20 protein-coding genes are annotated in these 22,545 nt (G+C 38.8%); 9 read left to right on the forward strand and 11 right to left on the reverse strand.

The genetic code is table 11. The features are described 5' to 3' along the window. Positions 1-192 precede the first annotated feature (192 nt). From EA772_RS03650 to EA772_RS03660, 3 genes are all read left to right on the forward strand, one after another. Positions 193-633, forward strand: coding sequence for a GNAT family N-acetyltransferase (locus EA772_RS03650; RefSeq protein ID WP_124911219.1), 441 nt, complete (start codon positions 193-195; stop codon positions 631-633). A gap of 120 nt (positions 634-753) precedes the next feature. Next, complete coding sequence (locus EA772_RS03655; protein WP_124911221.1) at positions 754-3,018, forward strand: gliding motility-associated C-terminal domain-containing protein; 2,265 nt, start codon at positions 754-756, stop codon at positions 3,016-3,018. Positions 3,019-3,098: 80 nt separating this feature from the next. After that, positions 3,099-3,314, forward strand: a complete 216-nt coding sequence (locus EA772_RS03660; protein ID WP_010601584.1) for a hypothetical protein — start codon at positions 3,099-3,101, stop codon at positions 3,312-3,314. A gap of 132 nt (positions 3,315-3,446) precedes the next feature. Here EA772_RS03660 and EA772_RS03665 read toward each other — a convergent pair whose 3' ends face one another. Continuing rightward, positions 3,447-3,818 carry a DoxX family protein gene (locus EA772_RS03665; RefSeq protein WP_124911223.1) on the reverse strand — a complete coding sequence of 124 codons (372 nt, stop codon included), beginning with the start codon at positions 3,816-3,818 and terminating at the stop codon, positions 3,447-3,449. Between the two features lie 97 nt (positions 3,819-3,915). Between EA772_RS03665 and EA772_RS03670 the strand changes: the two genes are divergently transcribed. Together EA772_RS03670 and EA772_RS22220 are read left to right on the forward strand one after the other, a co-directional pair. After that, the gene (locus EA772_RS03670; protein ID WP_124911225.1) at positions 3,916-4,308 is read left to right on the forward strand and encodes a helix-turn-helix domain-containing protein; all 393 of its coding nucleotides are present in this window, start codon (positions 3,916-3,918) and stop codon (positions 4,306-4,308) included. Positions 4,309-4,444: 136 nt separating this feature from the next. Then, positions 4,445-4,978 carry a hypothetical protein gene (locus EA772_RS22220; protein ID WP_210405073.1) on the forward strand — a complete coding sequence of 178 codons (534 nt, stop codon included), beginning with the start codon at positions 4,445-4,447 and terminating at the stop codon, positions 4,976-4,978. A gap of 200 nt (positions 4,979-5,178) precedes the next feature. On the opposite strand, the gene EA772_RS03680 is transcribed toward EA772_RS22220, so the two are convergent. The 6 genes from EA772_RS03680 to EA772_RS03705 form a co-directional block, all read right to left on the reverse strand. Next, positions 5,179-6,063 carry a family 16 glycosylhydrolase gene (locus tag EA772_RS03680; protein WP_246834033.1) on the reverse strand — a complete coding sequence of 295 codons (885 nt, stop codon included), beginning with the start codon at positions 6,061-6,063 and terminating at the stop codon, positions 5,179-5,181. A 59-nt stretch (positions 6,064-6,122) separates the two neighbouring features. Beyond that, positions 6,123-7,526, reverse strand: coding sequence for a PKD domain-containing protein (locus EA772_RS03685; RefSeq protein WP_124911227.1), 1,404 nt, complete (start codon positions 7,524-7,526; stop codon positions 6,123-6,125). An 11-nt stretch (positions 7,527-7,537) separates the two neighbouring features. Further along, entirely contained in the window at positions 7,538-9,046 is a 1,509-nt protein-coding gene (locus EA772_RS03690) for a RagB/SusD family nutrient uptake outer membrane protein (RefSeq protein ID WP_168187475.1), read from the reverse strand. A gap of 10 nt (positions 9,047-9,056) precedes the next feature. Further along, entirely contained in the window at positions 9,057-12,413 is a 3,357-nt protein-coding gene (locus EA772_RS03695) for a TonB-dependent receptor (RefSeq protein ID WP_246834034.1), read from the reverse strand. Between the two features lie 211 nt (positions 12,414-12,624). Continuing rightward, a complete protein-coding gene (locus EA772_RS03700) occupies positions 12,625-13,797 on the reverse strand; it encodes a FecR family protein (protein ID WP_168187476.1) in 1,173 nt (390 codons plus the stop codon). A gap of 351 nt (positions 13,798-14,148) precedes the next feature. Next, positions 14,149-14,727 (reverse strand): RNA polymerase sigma factor, encoded by a 579-nt coding sequence (locus tag EA772_RS03705; RefSeq protein ID WP_124911233.1) that lies wholly within the window; start codon positions 14,725-14,727, stop codon positions 14,149-14,151. Positions 14,728-14,902: 175 nt separating this feature from the next. Here EA772_RS03705 and EA772_RS03710 point away from each other — a divergent pair, with 175 nt between their 5' ends. The 3 genes from EA772_RS03710 (at position 14,903) to EA772_RS03720 (ending at position 17,458) form a co-directional block, all read left to right on the forward strand. Next, positions 14,903-15,205 carry a helix-turn-helix transcriptional regulator gene (locus EA772_RS03710; protein WP_124911235.1) on the forward strand — a complete coding sequence of 101 codons (303 nt, stop codon included), beginning with the start codon at positions 14,903-14,905 and terminating at the stop codon, positions 15,203-15,205. Positions 15,206-15,216: 11 nt separating this feature from the next. After that, the gene (locus EA772_RS03715) at positions 15,217-16,317 is read left to right on the forward strand and encodes an NADH:flavin oxidoreductase (RefSeq protein WP_124911237.1); all 1,101 of its coding nucleotides are present in this window, start codon (positions 15,217-15,219) and stop codon (positions 16,315-16,317) included. A 250-nt stretch (positions 16,318-16,567) separates the two neighbouring features. Next, positions 16,568-17,458, forward strand: a complete 891-nt coding sequence (locus tag EA772_RS03720) for a pirin family protein (RefSeq protein ID WP_124911239.1) — start codon at positions 16,568-16,570, stop codon at positions 17,456-17,458. A 136-nt stretch (positions 17,459-17,594) separates the two neighbouring features. Here the strand turns inward: EA772_RS03720 and EA772_RS03725 are convergent, their stop codons facing one another. Then, positions 17,595-17,996: an HIT family protein gene (locus EA772_RS03725; protein WP_168187627.1), complete on the reverse strand. Its 402-nt coding sequence runs from the start codon at positions 17,994-17,996 to the stop codon at positions 17,595-17,597. 72 nt (positions 17,997-18,068) lie between these two features. After that, a complete protein-coding gene (gene greA, locus EA772_RS03730) occupies positions 18,069-18,542 on the reverse strand; it encodes a transcription elongation factor GreA (RefSeq protein ID WP_010603520.1) in 474 nt (157 codons plus the stop codon). A gap of 313 nt (positions 18,543-18,855) precedes the next feature. On the opposite strand from greA, the gene EA772_RS03735 reads away from it, so the two are divergent. Continuing rightward, a complete protein-coding gene (locus tag EA772_RS03735) occupies positions 18,856-20,736 on the forward strand; it encodes a M1 family metallopeptidase (protein ID WP_124911241.1) in 1,881 nt (626 codons plus the stop codon). A gap of 92 nt (positions 20,737-20,828) precedes the next feature. Here the strand turns inward: EA772_RS03735 and EA772_RS03740 are convergent, their stop codons facing one another. After that, positions 20,829-21,308, reverse strand: a complete 480-nt coding sequence (locus EA772_RS03740) for an OsmC family protein (protein ID WP_124911243.1) — start codon at positions 21,306-21,308, stop codon at positions 20,829-20,831. Between the two features lie 116 nt (positions 21,309-21,424). After that, positions 21,425-22,351 carry an NAD(P)-dependent oxidoreductase gene (locus tag EA772_RS03745; RefSeq protein WP_124911245.1) on the reverse strand — a complete coding sequence of 309 codons (927 nt, stop codon included), beginning with the start codon at positions 22,349-22,351 and terminating at the stop codon, positions 21,425-21,427. Positions 22,352-22,545: the final 194 nt, after the last annotated feature.

Here is a 22,545-nt window from a genome sequence, read left to right on the forward strand (position 1 = left end):
ACGTACCGAACAAATTATTATTCGCAGGGTTTATTCAAATAACCGTTAATACAGATTTTTTTACTCGAAAATTCATCTCAAATAATGTATAGATAATTGGATGATGCTAAGCATCAGCGAACTGAATAAGCTGTTAGTTTTGAATTCATTTAATTTTACTGCTTACCCGATTTAAGTTTATTTACCTCATCTATGAAAGAATTCGCCATTATAAAAGTTACTTCTGAAACTTATCCGGAACTTATTCAAGTTTGGGAAGCTTCAGTTAGAGCAACACATGATTTCTTAAACGATGATGATATTTTAGGCTACAGAGAATTGATTTTAAACGAATACTTTGATCAGGTTGATTTATATTCCATTAAGGAAAATAATATCATCGCAGGATTCTTAGGTTTAGCAGGTGATACCATACAGATGTTATTCATTCACCCTGGTCAGAGAGGCAAAGGCATTGGGAAAAAATTCATTGAATTTGCAATAACAAAAAAGCAGGCAAAGAAAGTGGATGTAAATGAGCAAAATGAGCAAGCCGTTGGTTTTTATAAACATTTGGGTTTTGCGATATCAGAACGTTTCGCTGAAGATGCAGCAGGCAAACCTTACCCCATTTTAGCCATGGCGTTACAGTAAACCCAACACATTATTTTAGACATGTGAATATTAGTAAACAATAAGTTGCAAGGGCAGTAAATAGTTTTAAAGAAAATCTACATTTTGTGTAGTTTTATACAACTACGAATAATCGCCCTCGTGAACAACCAAATAACATTATTTAGATTACTATTCTTCCTCCTACTTTTAGGCGGAGAGAATGTGCTGGCCCAAGCGCCAATAATAAGTTATACCTCTCCCCAAACTTATTTTACCGGTGTAAATATTGTTTCAACAGCACCAAGCAATACAGGCGGTTTGGTTCCTGCAAATATTTATCAGCAGGTTTCAACTTTTGCCGGAAGCGGAGCTGCCTCATCTTATAATGGAACAGGCTTATCCTCTGGATTTAATATGCCGTCGGGTATTGGCTCGGATGCGCAAAGCAATATTTATGTTTGTGACTATGGCAGTGGTGCTATCAGAAAAATAACGCCTTCTGGTTTGGTGAGCACCATTGGATATGTAGGTACGCCAACCGGATTAACAGCTGATGCGGCAGGAAACACGTATATTTCCAATTTTGACAATCACAGTATTCACAAGATCAGTACAACGGGGGTAAATTCGGTATTCGTAGGCGCTTCGGGTAATTTTAGCAGTCCGGGAGGATTGAATTTTGACTTGGCTGGAGACCTGTACCTTGCTGATCAGAAAAACAATAAAATCAAAAAAATATCGAGTACTGGTTTCGTAACCACTGTTGCCGGATCGGGTGCTACAGGCAGTTTAGATGGAAATGCGGCATCTGCAACATTTAACAATCCTGCTGGCGTTGCGGTTGACCGTGCAGGCAATATTTATGTTGCCGATGCTGGCAATAATAAAATCAGAAAAATTACACCTGCAGGTGTTGTTTCTACCATCGCAGGTAATGGCACTGCAGGCAGCACTGACGGAACAGGGACCAATGCCCGGTTGTATTATCCTACAGGGATTACAATAGATCCCTTAGATAATTTATACATAGCAGATTACCGGAATAACCGAATTCGTAAAATCAGCCCATCAGGTGTGGTAACTACATTGGCGGGAAATGGTTCAGCAGGAAATTTGAATGGTGTCGGCACCAACAGTAGCTTTAACGGACCAATTATGCTTGCATTTGATGTTCAGGGTAATCTTTTTATTACCGATTTTCAGAACAACCTGATTAGAAAAATATCACTTACAGGGTATACCATCGACAAGAATTTGCCTGCAGGACTTGCCTTTGATGCCAAAACAGGAATAATTACAGGCACACCAATCACCACATCACCCCTAACAGATTACACAATTACAGCCTATAACCTTTTTGGCAGTAGTAGCACTGTTCTAAAAATTCAAGTCATTTCTGTTAATAGTATTGCTTTCCCTGAATTACCAGCAAAAACGCCTTGCGATCAGGATTTTGATCCTGGAGCATCCAGTGTTTTACCAATTACTTACACCAGTTCAAATACACAGGTTGCAGAAATTATAAATGGACGCATCCATATTAATGGAACAGGCTCCAGCACCATCACGGCAACTAACGGTGTTGAAACTAAAGAACAAATTCTGGTGGTTTCCGGCTATCAATTACCCTATGCTTTAATTCGCACAATTACCAGCACCGTTTGCGAGAACACCGCCGTAACTTTTAATGCCGCCACCGATAATATCGGCAGTAACCCCACATACATCTGGATGGTAAATGGTGTTCAAAATGCCAATAATTCGCCAACATTTACAAGTACAACATTAAGGGATGAAGATCAGGTTACGCTTCAGATTATCAACAATGACTATTGCATCCCCGTTGCTTCAGGCATATCGAATGTTATCAAAATGAGCATTTTAAAGAATGAAGTTTCGGCTGTTCGTATCGAATCGTCGGCCATAGGAGCAGTATGTTTCGGCAGACCGATAACCTTTAATGCAATAACAGATAACGCAAATCTCGTCGAATCGTATGAATGGTTTGTTAACGGCCTCGATTTAAATTTAAATAGCGCATCAATCACGCTTAATAGTTTAAATGATGCCGACGAAGTAAGTTGTATGATCAAAAGTAATGGAAACTGTTTAACTAATCAGACCGCCTACTCAAATGTGATCAAAACCTCCATCAGAAATGATTGCGAAATTGTTGCGTTGAATTCTTTTAGTCCGAATGGTGATGGAATTAACGATTACTGGAAAGTGAGCAGCGTTGGGGTGATGGATTTGGTAAAAGTATTTAACCGAAACGGAGGTGTTGTTTATAGCGCTATTGGATATGAAAACCCCTGGGATGGCACATCAAATGGAAAGCCGATGCCTATTGGTATTTATTATTATCTCATCATCACGGAGGGAGGAAATAAAAAAATATCAGGGAGTGTTGCGATCATAAAATGAATGAATCACTACAAAATGCAAATTTTTGAACTTTGGCGAATATTTGATGTTATTATTCAGAACTGATTAATAATTAAATAATGGCAAAGGAAAAAAAGAAAACTGCGAAAAAGAAAGACAGTAAGAAAAAAGACAAAAAGAAAAAGAGCGGCAAAAAGAACAAACTTGGCGTTAAAAACTCGTTGGTAAATAACATCAATGCCCGCAAAAAGAAGGGTAAGTCTCGTTCTAAAAAGAAATCGAAGATTAGCAAAAAAGCTTATAAGAAAATGCAAAAAGGCTGGAAGAAAAAGTAGGCACCTGGTATTTCATCAAACGTTAGGAATTGCAAGAGTTAGCACCAATTTTTCATTGAAGTTGTAGCAAAGCGAAGATCTGGAAGCCTAACTCGAAATCCATTTTTTAAGGATTTCGAGTTAGGCATAATATTAATTAGCCACTTTAATTTTCTGATAAGTAAAATAAGATAGGGCCAAAACGAGCAAAAATATAATTGGTCCTACCTGGTTGCTTGTCGGATCGCCAGATGCATGATGTGCAATGAAAGCAGAGATAAAAGTAAAGGCAAAACCTGCGTAAGCCCACTCTTTAAACTGTGTCTTAATCGGGGCAATAAGTAGTATTGCACCTAAAATTTTTGCGATAGCAAGTTCAATCCTGAAATAATCAGGAAAGCCTAAATGTCGAAACCCTTGTTTAACTTCAGGATTTACAAAATAAGAATAAGCGGAGAAAATCATCATTAGCGCAACGAGTCCAGTTGTAATCCAATAGATAATCTTGATGGTTTTTGTGTTCATGTTTTTTTTATACAAATTTATATCACAGAACTATCAAATAGATACTACTTTCCCAAAGGATAGCAGTATCCTTTGGGAAAGCCTTTATCTTTACGTCATGGCATTTGGAAGAGAACATCACACAAAAGAAACCTGCAACGCTAGTTTAAATGCAGTTAAAGATGCACTTTATGTTTTAAACGGGAAGTGGAAATTACCCTTAATCATTTCCATGCAAGATGGACCAAAGCGATTTAATGAAATTCAAAAGTCACTTGGAGAGATTACTCCCAAAATCCTGTCAAAAGAACTAAAAGACCTGGAGTTGAATGAGTTTGTGATTAGAAAAGTGTATTCTACTATACCAGTAACGGTAACTTACGAACTGACAGAATACAGTGGCTCGTTGGATAAAGTGATTAATGAATTGAGGAGTTGGGGCATGCAACATCGCGAAAGATTGGTGACTAGCAGAAAAACTGAACTCGTTTTAGAAGATATTGAGCGCTAGTTTTTAACCTTTCCCATCATTCTTCCCAAATCAGTATCTAACCACAGACGAGCATCCATTATGTGCTTATAAAGTTTAAATTTTGTATTTACATGATTATCTGTAATATCGGTTATCTTTGCAGAAAATAGAAGCGATGGCAGTATTACATAAAAAAGAAGAAAAAATTCAGGCAGTGTTGGGTAGGTTGCCTAAAAAATATACAGACGAGCAATTCGTAGAAATGTTTATCAGACTTTATTCGAAAGATTGGGGCAAAATTAAGTCAGCTTACATTAAACAATCGCAGGATAAAGAGCCTGGCCATGTGATTAATATGCCAAAGCCGGAAGTTTATTTGAAGCAGATTTTAGCCATCTATTTGCAAAATGTTGATACTCCGAAAGTAGCTGAAGTTAAAAAAGAGGCCGCTGTAGAAACTTCTGCAGAAGCACCTAAAAAAGCTAAAGCACCTGCTAAGAAAAAGGTAGTTGCTGAAGAGGCTATTCCTGCTGAAACTAAAAAAACTAAAGCGCCAGCAAAAAAGAAAACTGAAACAGTTGAGGAACCTGTTGCAGAAGTAAAAAAGGCAAAAGCACCTGCTAAGAAAAAGATAGTTAGTGATGAAGAAGCACCAGCTGTAGAAAAGAAACCAAAAGCCGCAGCAAAAAAGCCGGCTGCAAAAAAATAAAAAAATTTTCAGCCCTGTATAATAAATTACCTTTTTGGTTGTTTATATATATGAGAGCGTTAATTTAGATGACGGGGATAGGTCGGTATGATTTATCCCCGTTCTTTTTTGGCAATATTTATCATCAAATTCGAATGGTCTGAAAATGAAAAAAGCCGTTCCAGATGGAACGACTTTAACAATCAAACTTAACCAGCAAATTACTTATCTATCATTTTATAATAACGAACATAATCTACATCCATTTTTTGTGGCCAAATAGAGGTATCAACACCCATCGCTCCACCCCAATCGCCACCTACAGCAATGTTTAAAAGCAAATGGAAACGTTTGTCAAATGGCCAAACTTTGTAACCCGTTCCTTCATTGGCAAATTCAAAAACTTTAACATCATCAAAATAGCCCCGTACCGCATAAGGAGTCCAATCCACACGATAAAGATGGAATGCTGTACTTACACCATCTATTTTTTTTGTGCTCGATTTTTGGGTATTGATTTTGAAATAGTAGGCTTCGGTATGCGTAGTAAAGTGAACCACATCCTGATCATAACCCACGTGCTCCATGATGTCAATCTCTCCTGATTTTGGCCAATCGCCATAAAAACGATCAGTTGGCAACATCCAAATGGCCGGCCATGTACCTTTTCCCGATGGCAGTTTTGCTTTAATTTCGAAACGGCCATACAAAGCATCGAGTTTATTTCTGGTAACCATACGGGCAGATGTATAAGCCATGCCGCCCATGTTTTCTTTCTTAGCCGTGATGGTTAAAATACCGTTAGCAACCTGGGCATTGTTAGTAGTATTGGTATAAAACTGCAGTTCGTTATTGCCCCAGCCACTTCCACCGGTATCATAATCCCAATTACTACTCAATGGTGCCCCTGTATTCGTAAATTCATCAGCCCAGGTTGGTGTAGTTTCAAATGTCCAGCCCTTATCAACCGGCGGACCTGCGGGAGTAGGCGGTACATAAACTGGCCCGTCATCTCCTGTTTTTTTCGAACATGAACTCAATGCAATCATAACAATTGCCAATGCCGCAAAACCCCTCTTCATTAATTCATTCATTGATCTTTTCATAAGGTAAATTTTAAACGATCAGCTTATCCTTTTTTGGATAAACTGATCTTAAAGCAACTCTATTTAAATTCGAAATCATCGATGTAAAAGATGCCCGGATTTGGATGACCTTCGCCACCAAGCTGAACCACAATTTTATCATACAATGTTTGTGCACTGATGCCAGAGAAATTAAATTCGAGTTGTGTCCAGGTGTTATACTGAACTGTAGTGAGTGTTTTTACAATTTCAGTTTGTGTTTGCCATGCATTACCACCCAATAAAGAGTTTTGTAATTTTACAGAAACTGTTGCAGGTGTTTTAGTAAAATCATTTCCGCTTGGGAAGAAAACTTTAAGCCTGATTTTGTTGGTGGAAGTCAGATTGAAACGGTATGGAAGGGTAACATTTAGGTTTCCATACTGCCCGTCAGCACCGGTTCTTTTCTCGTAGTAGCCCACTTTTGCTGACGTATTTACCGGAAACTTTGCAGGATTATCGTAAGGTCTTACAAAATCCACATTTTCAGCGGTCCAGGTAAAATTAGCAGTAGCTTGAAAATCATCGCTTAGGTTGGCCGCCTGCAATGGTTTTTGAATCACTGGTCTTACATATCCTTTTTTCACCAGTTTTAAGTACCAGGCATTACCGGCATTTGCTTTATCCAGGCAACGCAACCACATTTCATTTTCATTTAACGATAAAATCTGGTATTGAGACACGCCTAAATAATAGCTGATAAAACCTCCGCCAGAAATGGTCAGGTATTTCACGCCATTGGTTTCAGTTACCAACCAGGTTAAATTGGTTGGCGGTGTATAATTTACGGTCGGATCGCTCGATGCTGCTGGTCCGCCGATACCCGGCGCATTCGCCGCATTGGCAAAAGTTGTTCCTTTATTATCGTAGGTATATTTTAACGCATTCATGTTAAAGGTCATCTCGTCATCGTAAAATCCCAGACCATTTTTTTCGTCAGCCGCAGCCTGATACCAATCTGGCCCCTGAGAAGTTACCGGACCAACACCTAAATGACCGGCAGACTTCTGATCGATTACCCAGGTAAACCCCGCTGCATTTGATAAACCTCCGGAGAGTGTCGTAAAAGCCGGATCAGTTAACATGGCAGGATTAGTTGCCGCAATTGTTACGGCTTTGGTGCTTGATACAGAACCACCAGCAGTAACAATGGTTAATTTTACGTTATAAGTTCCAGCCAGCGGATAGGATGCACTAACCGTATTGCCATCTGCAGTGGCGCCATTGCCAAAATCCCAAATGGCTTTAAAACCCGGTGATTGGTTAACCAAAGTAACAATATTGGCATTTGTAGCCGTTGGCGTAACCGTAAATTTCACCTGATCTGCTGTTGGCGCAGCGTCCAAATCCTTATCTGTATTTTCTTTTTTGCAAGCGCTGAAGCTTATTACAAATAGCAGGCATAAAAATCCGGCTGTTTGTTTAATGATATAATTTAATTTCATGATACTTCTAATTAATTATAGCCTGGATTTTGTTTAATAACACCTTTTGTTAAGTCGATTTCTTGCTGTGGAATAGGTAACAATTCACTTTTACCAGATTTATAACCAACTGAACCCAAGGTGGCGACTGCCCTGTTCGAACGCACCAGATCGAAAAAACGGTGGCCTTCAAACGCAAGCTCTAAACGGCGCTCGTTGTAAATATTATCTAGTGTTGCAGGCACAGCCGCTAAACCAACTCTTGCCCGAACTGCAGTTAATAATTCCAAGGCTCGTGTGGCATTTCCACCTGATCTTACTAAAGCTTCAGCCTCCATTAAATAGGTATCAGCCAGGCGGATTTCAATTTCATCAATCGGCCAGTTTAATTCAGCAACACCACTGTTTGAGCGATAGGCCTTTAGTGGTGCATATTTTTTGATGAAATAATCGGTGTTTTGATAACGGGCATTGTAGGTTCCGCCAGCAGCTTTCAAGGCTGCGCCATCTATAATTGAAGTAGCAAAACGTGGATCGGCCTTCATGGCGTTTACCAAATCTAAGGTTACCGGACAAAAACCCCAGCCAGCAGAATAGGTATCGCCATTATAGCTATCCATACCAATAAATTGTGGTGCAACATTACCTTCACCACCATTCACCCAACCCCAATCGCCCCACGCAGATAATGTAGAATGAGGGATTTCTAAAATAACTTCTGCGTTAAACTTGTTATCCGGACGGAAAATATCTGCATAGTTTGGCAGCAATGCATAACCGTATTCATTGCCGGCTTTATTCACATCATTAAATAGTGTTGCGGCCTCAGCAATTTTACCATTATCATTCTGGTAAAGTAAAACCTTGCCTAATAACGCTTTTGCCGTTCCTCTTGAGATTCTACCTTTTTCATTCGAAGCTACAGTAGCTGGCAAATTAGGAAAGGCTTCTCTTAAATCTTTTTCTACCTGAGCATAAATTGCGGCAGGTGCAGCTTGTGTTTGCGTATACAAATCGGCAGTTGGAATTTGCTTTGTAATCAATGGAACGTTACCGAAAAAACGAACCAGATCGAAATAAAAATAAGCCCTCAAAAATTTTGCTTCAGCAGTTACCCTTGATTTAAAGGTGGCGCTTAAAGTAGTTGCTTTCTCAATTTTTTCTAAAATGATATTGGCACGATTTACGCCAGTAAAGTTTTTAGACCACAATCCAACCTGAGGCCCTAACCTCGAATCCATATTGAAGTTATCATAGGCTACCCAACCTGGCTGATCGGAAGCGTTTCCACCACCAGCCCAACAATCATCAGACGCTGCACTTAACAAAGGTTGCTTCATGGTGTAACCTCCACTTGTGCCCCATTGCATTACATCGTAAACTGCAACTAAACCCTGATATACTTCCGTTTCGTTGCGATAAAAATTTTCTTCTGTCGCGGTACCTTTTGGTGTTAACTCCAAAAAGTCTTTTTTGCAGGAAACTGTTAACTGCATGATCGCCAAAATGGCTATCGAATATTTTATATGTTTAATTTTCATATGAGTATTATTAAAATCCAACATTAACACCTACAAAGAATGATCTTGCCTGTGGATAGAAACCGCGATCGACGCCTAAACTTCCACCACCGATTTCAGGATCGTAACCATTATATTTAGTTAAAGTAAACAGGTTATTGGCCATTACATAAAACTTAAGATTATCAATTCCTACTTTGTTAACCAACGTTTTTGGCAATGTATAACCCAATTGAACATTCTTTAACCTGAAATAAGCGCCGCTCTCCAGAAATAAACTTGAAACACGACTGTAGTTTTTATTTTCATCAGCCAAGGTAGCACGAGGAACAGTGTTACTTGTTCCTTCCCCAGTCCAACGGTTTAAAATATTGGTGGTGTAGTTTGATGGACTTAAATCAAATCTCCTCAAACCATTAAAAATCATGTTCCCTGAAACGCCCTGACCGAAAATCGAAACATCAAAGCCTTTATATTTTGCTGAGAACGTTAAGCCGTAAGTGAAGTTCGGATTTGATCTTCCAAGGAAAGTTCTATCAGCATCGCTGATCAAACCATCGCCATTTAAATCCAAAAATTTAATGTCACCAGGTTTTGCATTAGGCTGAATCAACGCTCCGGCACTGTTTTTATAATTATTGATATCTGCCTGGTTTTGAAACAATCCGGCAGTTTGATAGCCGAAGAACGAATCAACAGATTGTCCAACCGCCACACGTGTTACTTCTAAACTTTGAGGTGTAATGGTTTGTCTGCTTGGCAGATAATCCTTATCCGCTCCTAATAAGGTTACTTCGTTTTTAATGAATGATGCATTACCTGCTACCCGGAAACTCACCTCACCAACCTGTTTATTCCAGCCCAGTTCAATCTCAAAACCGCGGTTATATAAATCGGCTGTATTGGCATACGGACCAGAATTACCTACATAAGAAGGAACGACCTGCTGTAACAACATACCATAAGTTTTCTTATTGAAATAACTGGTTGATAAAGTAATTCCTTGAAATAAAGTTGCATCAAAACCTAAATCAAACGATGAAGTTTCTTCCCATTTTAAATCAGGATTAGAAAGTGCATTTGGGCTAACACCATTGGTTAAAGCCTGGCCAGATGCTGTTCCTAAAGAATAATTACGACCACCACTAACTGTTGCCAAATAACTGAAATCAGGAATTGCATCGTTACCGTTGATACCGTAAGAGCCTCTGAATTTTAAGAAAGTAACAATGTTGTTTTTCGGCCAGAAATCTTCTCTCGAAGCTACCCAACCAGCAGAACCTGAAGGGAAGTAACCATATTTATTATTCGGACCAAAACGTGATGAACCATCTCTACGAACGATACCCGTGAATAAGTATTTTTCATCATAGTTATAAATAATCCTTCCGAAAATAGAATTTAATGTATTTTGATATTCCCCACCATAAAAATCAGAATTGGTTCTGGCTACCGGAAACTGTAATGATGCATCTCTGATGTTATCTACCGGAATACCTTCTTTAATACCGCCGTTGGTTTCGCCTTTATTTTTTTGAGCAGAATAGCCCACTAAAGCCGTGATGACATGTTTACCTATGGTTTTGTCATAGCTTAATGTATTTTCCAGCGACCAAAATAAACCTCTGTTGCTATCTCTGGTAAAGGCTGTTAAAGTAGATTGATTAATTGAGTTCAGGTAGTAAATCGGGCGGAAAGATTGTCCTCCCCAGAAAGCCAAATCCACACCACCTGTACTTCTTAATTTTAAACCTTTTAAAAATTCAACTTCAACGAAAGCATTTCCTACCACTTTATCACTCCAAGAATTGCCTTGCGCTACCTGTAAAGCAGCAACCGGATTTAATACCTCAGATTGTGCGTAATCAGAAATTCCATAAGGGAAACCAGCCTCGTTTCTAACCACGGGGTTATTTAAATATTTTGGCAAACCGTATTTAGCCGGGTCCATTTCAACAACCGGAGTAATCGGATCCATATTAATTGCCCTGCTTAATGGCGAACCATATTCTGTATTGGTACTCACACCGATAGAATTGATCCTGGTATAACCTATCGAATTTCCAAATTTGATGTTTTTGGTAATTTTATGTTCAAAGTTAAATCGGGCGGTAAACCTTTTAAATTTCGAGTTGGATGTAGCCACGATACCATCCTGATCAAAATAACTGAATGATCCATAATAGATCGATTTATCATTACCACCACTCATGTTTAAATCGTGGTTCTGAATCATTGCCTTATTATTAAATACCGCATCCTGCCAATTAGTTCCTTCGCCATATTGTGCCGGATTAGGAAAACGTACAGCAGTCACACCATCCGCCAATTGCGATTCATTATAAATCGTAGCATATTGTGTCGCATTTAATAAATTTAACCGGGTGGAAGGAGCTTGTGTACCAATGTAATTATTGTACTCCACACGCACCCGGCCTGTGTTTGAACCTTTTTTCGTAGAAACGATAATTACTCCATTGGCAGCCCGGGTTCCATAAATGGCGGCCGATGCAGCATCTTTTAACACCTCAATCGATTCGATGTCTGATTGATTTAAATACTCAATACCACCGTAAATCACTACACCATCAACAACGTATAATGGGTTCGCGTTGTTAATGTTAGCAGTACCACGAATACGGATGGTTCCACCATCGCCCGGCTGACCAGAACTTGTAGTTACGGTAACACCAGAAGCACGTCCTTGTAATGATTGCTCAATTCGAACTACCGGCATATCTTTTAAGTCAGTGGCTTTCACCGAAGCGATAGCGCCGGTTACCACACTTTTCTTCTGCGTACCGTAACCAATTACCACTGCATCGGCCAGTAAACCCGCCTGCGGACTTAACGTGATGGTTAAGCCATTTGAGGCAGTAACTTCCTTGTTTTCGTAGCCGATGTAGGAAATCACTAAAGTTGCGCCCTCGGTTACATCTCTTAGCGTAAATGAACCGGTTTCATCGGTTACCGCTCCTAAAGTAGAGCCTTTAACTTTTACACTCGCACCCGCCATTGGTGCTCCTTTTTCATCTACCACTTTCCCTCTGATATCAACGAAAGAACGGATAATTAAAGGCATGCCCTCAATGGCTTTACGATGGATGATAATGGTGTTATTTTTTATCGTATAGCCTAAAGGCTGTTCGCTAAATATTCTTTTTAAGGCCTCTTTAATATCTGTGTTTTTAATTTCGATGGTAACGGGTCTTGCTTCTTTTAATAAATCAAGATCATACAGAAAATTGTAGCCTACATCCTTGTTGATCTTGCGAAAAACCTTAAGTAGTGACGTATTTTTTTCTGATAATGTTACGTTTTGTGCATTGGCAGCCCCGTAACTGAGCTGTAGAAAAGAAGTGATTAGCAAGACAAAAGTCAATTTCATAATCAACAGAAATTTAAACAGGCGCCCTTTAGGTTGGGGCAACCATTCAGTATAAAAATTCATATATTTGGTTATTAGGTTTGGAATAGTTGTATCTCACAATTTTACGATTAGAATAAAGCCTTAAATATGGCCGGGAGCGTTGCCGCGCTTCCGGTTTTTTAGTTAGGCATATTCTAATAAATCATCAAAAAAGATGAAGAAAGTAGAGTTAAGGCATAACTAAAATCCTCCTTCCTTCAATTTTAAAATGTACAGCTCCTGTTGTTTGAAGCATGTCTAAAACTTCGTTTACGCTGTTGAACCGTGATATCCGCCCACCGAAATTTTTATTGATTTTATTTCCCCGATAGTCAATTTCAACATCGTACCAACGGGCAATTTTATTCATAATGGTTGTTAAGTTTTCTTCATTGAAACTGAAGAATCCTTCTTTCCAGGCTACAGCTTCTTCCGCATCCGCCTCAGAAATAAATACTAAAGGCGACAACGAACTGATTGAAGATTGCTGACCAGGTTTAAGTAACCCTACCTTGTTCGATTGTAAATTTTTAATTCTAACGCTCCCTTCAAGTAAAGTCGTTTTGTTACTCGGTTCATTGCGATAAGCATTTATATTGAAGTGCGTACCCAACACTTCAACCTCTTGATTTCGACCTGCACCCAATTCTGTTTTAACTTTGAACGGAACCCGTTTCCCTTTTTTATCCAAACGTTTAGCCACCTCGAAGTAAGCTTCTCCTTTCAGTTCTACCAATCTTTTTGTTTGATCAAATGCTGCCGGATATCTTAATGATGATTCTGCATTCAGCCAAACTTTGGTTCCATCAGGAAGATTGATTTGGTATTGACCACCTCGCGGCGTTTCAATGGTATTGTATAAGTCCTTTTTACCTGCTGATGCAGTGGCAACAGTGTAAATCAGCTCCCCGTTTTTAGTTTTAGTGATATTTATTCCAGCTTGCTTAGCAATTACGCCATTTGAGGCATCGGTAAGTGAAATCTTCGAGCCATCGCCTAAAGTTAAAGTTGCTTTGTTACCTCCAGGATGAATAACTTTTTGATGAATTTGATTCACTAAATTTTCACTTTGAACATCTTTTTGAACTTCGCGTTTGATAACAATTCCGATAACGAAAAGCACAACCGCAGCAGCAGCTATTTTAAGCCAAAGCATCTTACTTTTTCCAGCTTTAATGTTGGTCTCTTGCTGAATGGCCAACCAAATTTTTTCACGGGCATCTGTTAATTCCGCCTGGTCAACGTCAGAATTTTGTTTTGAAAGCTCTTTCAGGTGCCATGATTCTACCAAAGTCATTTCCGCTTTCGTACAAAGCCCGGCGCTGTATCTTTCTAAAAGTTTTGCAACTTCCTCTTTATTCATTTCAAAATATTTGGCTATTAAATACATGTAGGCTGAGGAATGCCCAGGTAGTAGATGAAATGAAAATAATTTTTATTTTTTTTATTTTCAGAAAAGCAGGGCTTGCATTTCATTTTAATGTTTGCTCCTGCCACATGCTCATACGCCTTCAGGCCTTAAGCGCAGGGGCCGGTATCCGCCATGTCAGGTTTAGAAATGATCTGATGTGCACAGACCCAGTTTTCCTAAACCCGATTGTCGCGATCATACTTTTTGTTGTAATAATTTTAATGAAGCACCAACTTTGACAAAAAGATTAAAGCAAAAGCGGGACTAAAGAAACCGATAAGCAGGAATTTGCTTTTCAAAAAATTATTTAATTAATAAGATGATGGCCAATAACAAAAATGAAGTTAATTTCAATCGCAAAACCTTAAGCGCATTGCTCATTTGTTTTTTAACGGTTTTATCAGACAAGTGGAGAATTTCGGCAATTTCTTTCTGCGTTAAATGCTGCCGGCGACTCATTTCAAAAATTACACGCATTTTCGATGGCAGCAAACTCACCTCTTTTTCAATCAAAGCAGCAAATTCTTTTTCCCGGATGTAATCATCGGTAACATAATCTCCTTTTTCAGAAAAATCTTCTAACGACTGTAGATAATTTGTCCGGGATTTATTTTTATCCAGCCAATCGAAAATTTTATAACGCACTGCAGTGTACAAATAACTGGAAAGCTGGGTTTTAATTTGAATGTTGGGGTTGCTCCACAGGTAAACAAAAATCTCCTGAACAATGTCCCTAGCATCTTCCCGATCGGGAACCATTTTGCAAGCGTAGATATATAACAAGCCATTAAAGCGCTCGTAGATTTCCTCGAAAGCACATTTATCTCCATCCTGCATGAGGACGAAAAGTTCATGATCCGTTAATGATTGACAAGTGGACATTTGGTTAGAATGATTAAACGAATGTAAGAAATAGTTTCGCTTAAATCCTAACAAAATTTAATAATCAATTTTATGAAAAAACGTTTTACAAACGCTTATCAGGCACTTTTACATAGTATTGTAAAATTGAAGCGTATAATTGGTATATCGGGAAAAGTCGATATACATTTGCGTCATGGATCAAGTAGAGATTTTCAAAGCCTTATCAAATAAAACACGCTTACAAATATTAAACTGGTTAAAACAACCGGCAGAAAACTTTCCTGATCAGCCAAATGCCGATTTTGAAAACGTTGGGGTTTGTGTGGGTCAAATTCAAATGAAAGCTGGTTTGTCTCAAAGTACCATTTCCGAATACCTTTCCATTTTGCAACGGGCAGATTTGGTTTGTGCCACCCGCGTAGGGCAATGGACCTACTACAGACGCAACAAAGAGGGCCTGGAAAAATTAAGTGAAATAATCAATACAGAATTATAAAACAGAATAATATGAACACAGATAGTTTATTTAAGCCATTTAGCTTAAAAACATTAAACGTAAAAAATAGAATTGTAATGGCTCCGATGACCCGGTCGTTTTCTCCTGATGGCGTTCCGACTGATGCAGTGGCAGACTATTACGCAAAAAGAGCCGCAGGCGAAGTTGGGTTAATTTTATCTGAAGGAACGGTAATTAATCGTCCTTCTTCATCTGCCGATCCGAACATTCCGCATTTTTATGGCGACCAGGCACTGGCTGGATGGAAAAATGTGATTAATGATGTGCATGGTGCCGGCGGCCAGATGGGCCCGCAAATCTGGCATCAGGGCATTTCAGCCAATCATGCTTCTGGCTGGCTACCAAGCACACCTTTCGAAGGTCCTTCGAGTTTTAACAGTCCGGGATTTGAAAACGGCGTTCCGATGACCGATGCTGCGATTGCAGATACCATCGCTGCATTTGGTCAGGCTGCAGCAGATGCAAAGGCCTTGGGTTTCGATACGGTTGAAATTCATGGTGCACACCAATATTTAGTTGATCAGTTTTTTTGGGATGCCACCAACAATCGTACAGACATTTATGGAGGCAAAACATTGGCTGAGCGTACACGTTTTGGTGTAGAAGTGATTAAAGAGGTACGTAAACGTGTTGGCGAAGACTTCGCTTTAATTATTCGCTTATCGCAATTTAAACCTGCTGCTTACGACTTTAAACTGGCTAAAAACGAAACGGAAATGGAGCAGTGGTTAACTCCATTGGTTGATGCCGGAATTGATATTTTCCACTGTTCGCAACGTCGTTTCTGGGAACCAGAATTCGAAGGATCGGACTTGAACTTTGCGGGTTGGGCTAAAAAAATTACAGGTAAAGCAACAATTTCCGTAGGTTCAGTTGGCTTAAACGGTGATTTCTTTGGCGCTTTCGCAGGTCAGAGTTCAGAGCCAAGTTCATTAGACGAACTGGTACGCAGAATGGATCGTGGAGATTTTGATTTAATCGCTGTGGGTCGTCCTTTATTATCAGATCCAAACTGGGTTCAAAAAATCAAAAACAACCAAATGGATGAACTGAAAGGTTTCAGCAAAGAAGCATTAGCGGAGTTGGTATAATTTTTCTTTTTAATATATAGTTCAAAAGCATCTCAGCAATGAGGTGCTTTTTTTTTATTTATTTTTGTTGCTGCCTGCGCTCGTTTTTAACGAGCGCAAAATAGCGGAGCGATTTAATCGCTCTTATCAAAAAACTGAACATTTAAATATCCCCAAGTCGACTGAGATAACAATGTGCCGCTAATATGTGGTGCCGAAGCTAATTGAAATAAATTTTATTAAATTCACGTTTTAAATAAGAGATAATCTCATGTCGAACATTTCAATTATTATCGAAGAAAGACCAGCGAATATTGGCAATTTTATGGTGGGTAGATTACTGCCTTTCAGAGAAAAAAGAATGGTTGGTCCATTTGCATTTATTGATCATATGGGGCCAGCGGCAATGAGTGATCATGAGAATTTAGACGTACCCCCTCATCCACATATTGGTTTATCAACCTTAACTTTTCTCTTTGATGGAGAAATTGAACATCGTGATAGCTTAGGAACCGACATCATTATTAAACCTGGGCAAGTAAACTGGATGACTTCAGGAAGTGGAATTGCCCACTCGGAAAGAACGCCCGAATACCTGCGCCATACTGATAAAATACTTCATGGTTTACAAATTTGGGTAGCCTTACCAAAAGCTCTGGAGCAAATGGAACCGGAATTTTTTCATGTTGAGGAAAAAGATATACCTAGCTGGGAGCAAAATGGCGTGAATATTAAGTTAATTGCCGGTGAAGCGTTTGGCACAAAATCGCCGGTTCCGGTTTATTGCCCACTGTATTTTATTGAAATTAAAAGCACAAAAAGGCAAAAGCTAAATATTGGCGATCATCTTTTTGGCGAAAGTGCATTATACATTTTAGAAGGCGGCATTGAAAGCGATGGCCATTTATTCGAACCTAAGTTGATCCTCATTGCCAACGACGCCAAACTTTGTGAATTTACCATGCTGGAAAATACTACCGTATACATTTTTGGCGGTGAGCCCTTTCCTGAAGAAAGATTTATTTACTGGAATTTCGTTGCTTCGGATAAAAACCTGATTGAAAAAGCTAAACAGGACTGGTTGGAACAGAAGTTTAAGCCCGTTCCCGGAGAAACTGATTTTGTGCCGTTACCGAATCAAAATCCCCATTTGAAAAAGTAAGGATATTTAAGATTCACACTCATATCACTGTCATTCTGCGTGCAACCAAGAATTCCTATCTTATTAGCAGTTCCTAAAAAAATCGTAAAAAAAATGCCCGGCATTGCTGTCGGGCATTTTTTTATTTTAAATTTATTTAAGCTTCCAGCAAAGCCTGCTTAATTTTCTCCGCGGCCTCTGCTAATTCTTCCTGTGTTGGTTTGAGTTTCTCTTTAGCAAAGTTCATATCGCTAACGCTATTCATCGGTATGAGGTGAATGTGCGCATGTGGAACTTCTAACCCGATCACCGAAACGCCAACTTTTTTACAAGGGAAGGCAACTTTCAACCCTTTTGCAACGATCTTGGCAAACATCCATAAACCAACATATAAATCTTCATCGGCATCAAAAATGTAATCCACTTCAATTTTCGGAATAACCAGCACATGCCCAGCCGTTAATGGCTGAACATCTAAAAAAGCTAAATACTCAACGGTTTCTGCTACAACATGCGCAGGTATTTCGCCGGCAACAATTTTTGAAAAGATAGTCATAATTAGGTTGTACGTTATGAATTAAAGGTTATAGGTTTAGTCTCCCAACTTGTAACCCATAACTTGTAACTTCTGTTATCTAGAGATTTCTAAAACTTCGAATTGCATTTTACCTGCCGGCACTTCGATTTCAGCAAATTCACCAACAGATTTACCTAATAAACCTTGTGCAATTGGCGATTTCACAGAAATTTTTCCTGTTTTTAAATCAGCTTCGCTTTCTGCCACCAATTGGTAAGTCATGGTAGCACCGTTTTTAACATTTTTAATTTTAACGATGGATAACGCCAAAACTTTTGATAAATCCAATTTCGACTCATCAATTAAACGGGCATTCGCCAATGTATTTTTTAGTTTTGCGATTTTCGCCTCATGCAAACCCTGTGCTTCCTTTGCCGCATCATATTCTGCATTTTCCGATAAATCACCTTTATCTCTCGCCTCAGCAATTGCTTTAGATATTAGCTGACGGCCGGTTGTAGTTAGATAATGAACTTCTTCCTTTAATTTATCTAACCCCTCTTGTGTGTAATACGTTACCTCTGTCATTGCTCTATTAATTATTATTCAAACGCTATAAAAAACAAACAAGACTATATAGTTGGTTTGCTACATAGTCTTGCTTCAATTATAACGAAGATAAATTGTGGAAATTACAAAAGCAAATAAATACAAAGGATTTTTATGATTTGAAGCTTTAAAGGACATGAGTTAACGATATAAATATCATTCCATCGCCACATTGGTCATATACTATTTGATGGCCATTTCGAATCAAATTAAAATGAAAATCAACATTACTTGATATCATCATCCAAAATTCATTCTATAATTATATTTTTAGCCAAAATTATTCTTAAAAATGAAAAAGTTATTTTCAATAGCAATGCTGGTTGTGCTCGGCAGTTATCAGCTTTTAGCGCAAGAGCTGTACATGCCCAGAAATATTAAAGCTGCTTACCAAAAAGGCACACGCTCCATGAATGGAAATCCTGGTGCAAATTATTGGCAAAATCACGGCCGCTACACCATGGATATTAAGGTAGATGCTGAAAGTAAAGTGGTAAGCGGGCAAGAAGAAATTGTATACAGCAACAATAGCAGCGATACCTTAAAAACGCTGGCCATCCGTTTTGTAAATAACCTGCACAAACCAACTTCTCCTCGTGGAGGTGCTGTTAGTGAAGATTTTCTCACTACAGGCTTAAACATCTCTTCTTTTTCAGTTGATGGCGAAACTTATAAAGTCGATTCGAAAAACTGGGGAACAGTAGGAAATGTTCGCCTGAAAAAGCCTTTAAATCCAAAATCAAAAACGACTGTAAAAATCAGTTGGGATTATCCATTATCAAAAGAAAGCGGTCGTGAAGGTCAGATTGATCCTAACTCCTTTTTTGTAGCTTATAGTTATCCGCGTATTTCTGTTTACGATGATTACAACGGATGGGATCGCATTCCACATACCGATAGGGCAGAATTTTATAATGACTTTAATGATTACGTTTTTTCAGTTAAAGCGCCGAAAAATTATGTGGTATATGCCACAGGCGATTTTCTAAATCCTGATGAAGTATTACAGCCTGAAATTTCGGCTCGTTTAAAAAAATCGTATAATACAGATGGCGTGGTAAACATTGCTACTGCAGATGAATTAAAAAACGGTAAAGTAACTGCTCAAAAAGACTGGAACACCTGGAAGTTTAAAGCAGATCATATTCCTGATGTGACTTTTGCATTGAGCAATCACTATGTTTGGGATGGCGGAAGTGTAATTGTTGATGCTAAAACTAGTCGCCGGGCAAGTGCGCAAGCGGCTTACAACCCAACCACGGGGAAAGATTTTTTAAACTCTGTAAAGTATAACATCAATGCTTTGGCCTGGTTTTCTAACAACTGGCCTGGAATTCCATATCCTTACGCAAAAAGTATAGCTTTCCAGGGTTTTGCCGATATGGAATATCCAATGATGGTTAACGATTCCAACTTTGGAGATCCGGTTTTCGCTCAATTGGTGCAAGATCATGAGGTAGCGCACACTTATTTCCCTTTCTTTATGGGCATTAACGAAACCCGTTATGCTTATATGGATGAAGGTTGGGCAACTACTTTCGAATATTTAATCGGCATTGCCGAACATGGCAAACAAGCTGCAGATAATTTTTACAAAAAGTTCAGGGTGAATAGCTACATCAATGATAAATCTGCAGAGGAAGATCAACCTGTAATTTCGATGTCTGATCAGGTTTCGGGTGCGGGTTACGGCAACAACTCTTATGGCAAGGCTTCCTTATCTTATTTAGCATTAAAGGATATGCTTGGCGATGACCTTTTCAAAAAAGCGTTACACCATTACATGAATACCTGGAACGGCAAACATCCCATCCCATGGGATTATTTTAATTCGATGAATACGGGCTCGGGTCAAAATTTAAACTGGTTTTTCCAAAATTGGTTCTTCACCAACAATTATCTTGATCTGGCCATTGGCAAAACTGAAATCTCTTCGGGAAAGGCAACTTTTGTAATTAAAAACATAGGAGGTTTTGCAATTCCTTTTGATATTTTAGTTACAGATACGGAAGGAAAAACGGAAACAATTCATAGAACACCTGCAGTTTGGAAAGTAAATCAGAAAGAGTTTACGATGACAATCACTACCAATCGCAAAATCAAATCAATAGCGTTGGACAATGGCATTTACGTAGATGCGACACCAAACGATAATGTTTATACAGTGAGGTAATTGGCAGTTTTCAGTTGGCAGTTTGTAAATTGAAAACTGCCAACTTTAATTTTTTACTTCCTACTTTATACTTTTTACTTTCTACTCTCTGCTTAAAAGCTATTCTCCGCTTTGCAAGCCGCTTCGTGTTTTACAGGAAAGTTTAATGAATTTGCAATGAAACACATTTTGTTGGCTTCCGCATGTAATGATTCTGCCAGTTCAAAATGTGCCTTATCGGCGATTAATACCTGCGGATGTAAGGTTACCTCTTTAAATTTACCACTTCCATCAGCCGATTCCTCCATCGTTCCCACTGCCTCATCTTTATAATCGATTACAACAATTTCATTTTTAGAACACAGGTGCAAATACCAAAGCATATGGCAACTCGAAATGGAAGCCAGCAGTAAATCTTCAGGATTATATTTGGATTTATCACCAAGAAAGGCAGAATCCGAAGATCCTGAGATATCAGCTTTTCCTTTTACAGATATAACATAATCGCGGTCGTAGGAACGATAATCCATTGTTCCAGAGCCCTTATTTCCTGTCCATGTTACGGTTGTTGAATATAAATGATCTTTCGGCATGATGTAATTTAGTTAGAATTTGTATTCCAATTTAGCAAAATAGGATGGAAACTACGAGAAGAAATGGCAATTGTTTCTTATTTAGAATAAGATTAAGATAGCCATAGTGCAACAACCTAGAAAGATAGTCCTTTCAACTTCTCGGCTAACACCTCCGAAATTTTACGGTAAGAATCAAAGGTCCAACCACCGACATGCGGGGTTAAAATTACTTTATCATTCTCTTTCAATTCCTCATACCAAGGCTGTTCATCTAAGCCAGGAAATTTTTCGGTTTGCAACACATCCAAGCCGGCACCTAAAATTTTTCCAGAATCAATCGCATTTAAAACCGCTTTCGTGTTTACAATTTCTCCCCGTGCCGTATTGATGAAGAAAATTGTTTTTTTGAAATGGAAAAAATATTCATCATCAACCATTTGCCGGGTTTCTGTAGTTAATGGAATATGCAGGCTTAACACATCGCTATGCTTTACAATTTCTTCCATGCTTACTTCGCGGGCAAACGCATCAGAAAAACCAGTTTTATATTTATCGTAAGCCATCACATCCACTTCGAAACCAGCTAACTTCTTGGCAAAGCTTTGCCCCATAAAACCGTAGCCGATAATACCGACTTTTTTGCCTTTTAGCTCATAACCACGGTTTCCCTCACGATCCCAGATCCCGTTTCTAATTTCCAGATCAGCCCGGCGAAAATTATTCATCAGCGATAAAAGCAAACCTGTGGCATGCTCTCCTACGGCATCACAATTTCCCTCAGGTGCATTGATCAACGCAATATTTCGCTCGAAAGCAATTGTATCATCAATATTATCTAAACCTGCACCAGCACGGGCCACAAATTTCAGGTTCGTTGCTGCAGCAAAAATTTCTGAGTCAATTCGAAATTTGGTTCTAACTGCTATGCCCACGTAATCTTTAATTTTAGCTAAAGTCTGTTCACGGGTAATTTTCGGTTCGTCATCAACTTCGTAACCCATTGCAATGGCTTGCATCTTAAAAGCCGGATGTAAATCATCAACGATTAATATTTTTTTCATCTAAAGCAAAAGTAACAATTTAGGTATTGCAGCATGTTAGTATTGTGTGATTGTTTTCTGTTTAACCACCTTATCACCTCAATACAACAGCAAATTGCTTAAAACATGCCCACAAAAATATTACTATAAAATGGCTGTAATAAAATAGTTACGCCTCCTTAATTAAACTTAGTTGCCGTTACTTTGTCTCCCTT

The organism is Pedobacter sp. G11 (assembly GCF_003860265.1).
Lineage (GTDB): Bacteria > Bacteroidota > Bacteroidia > Sphingobacteriales > Sphingobacteriaceae > Pedobacter > Pedobacter agri.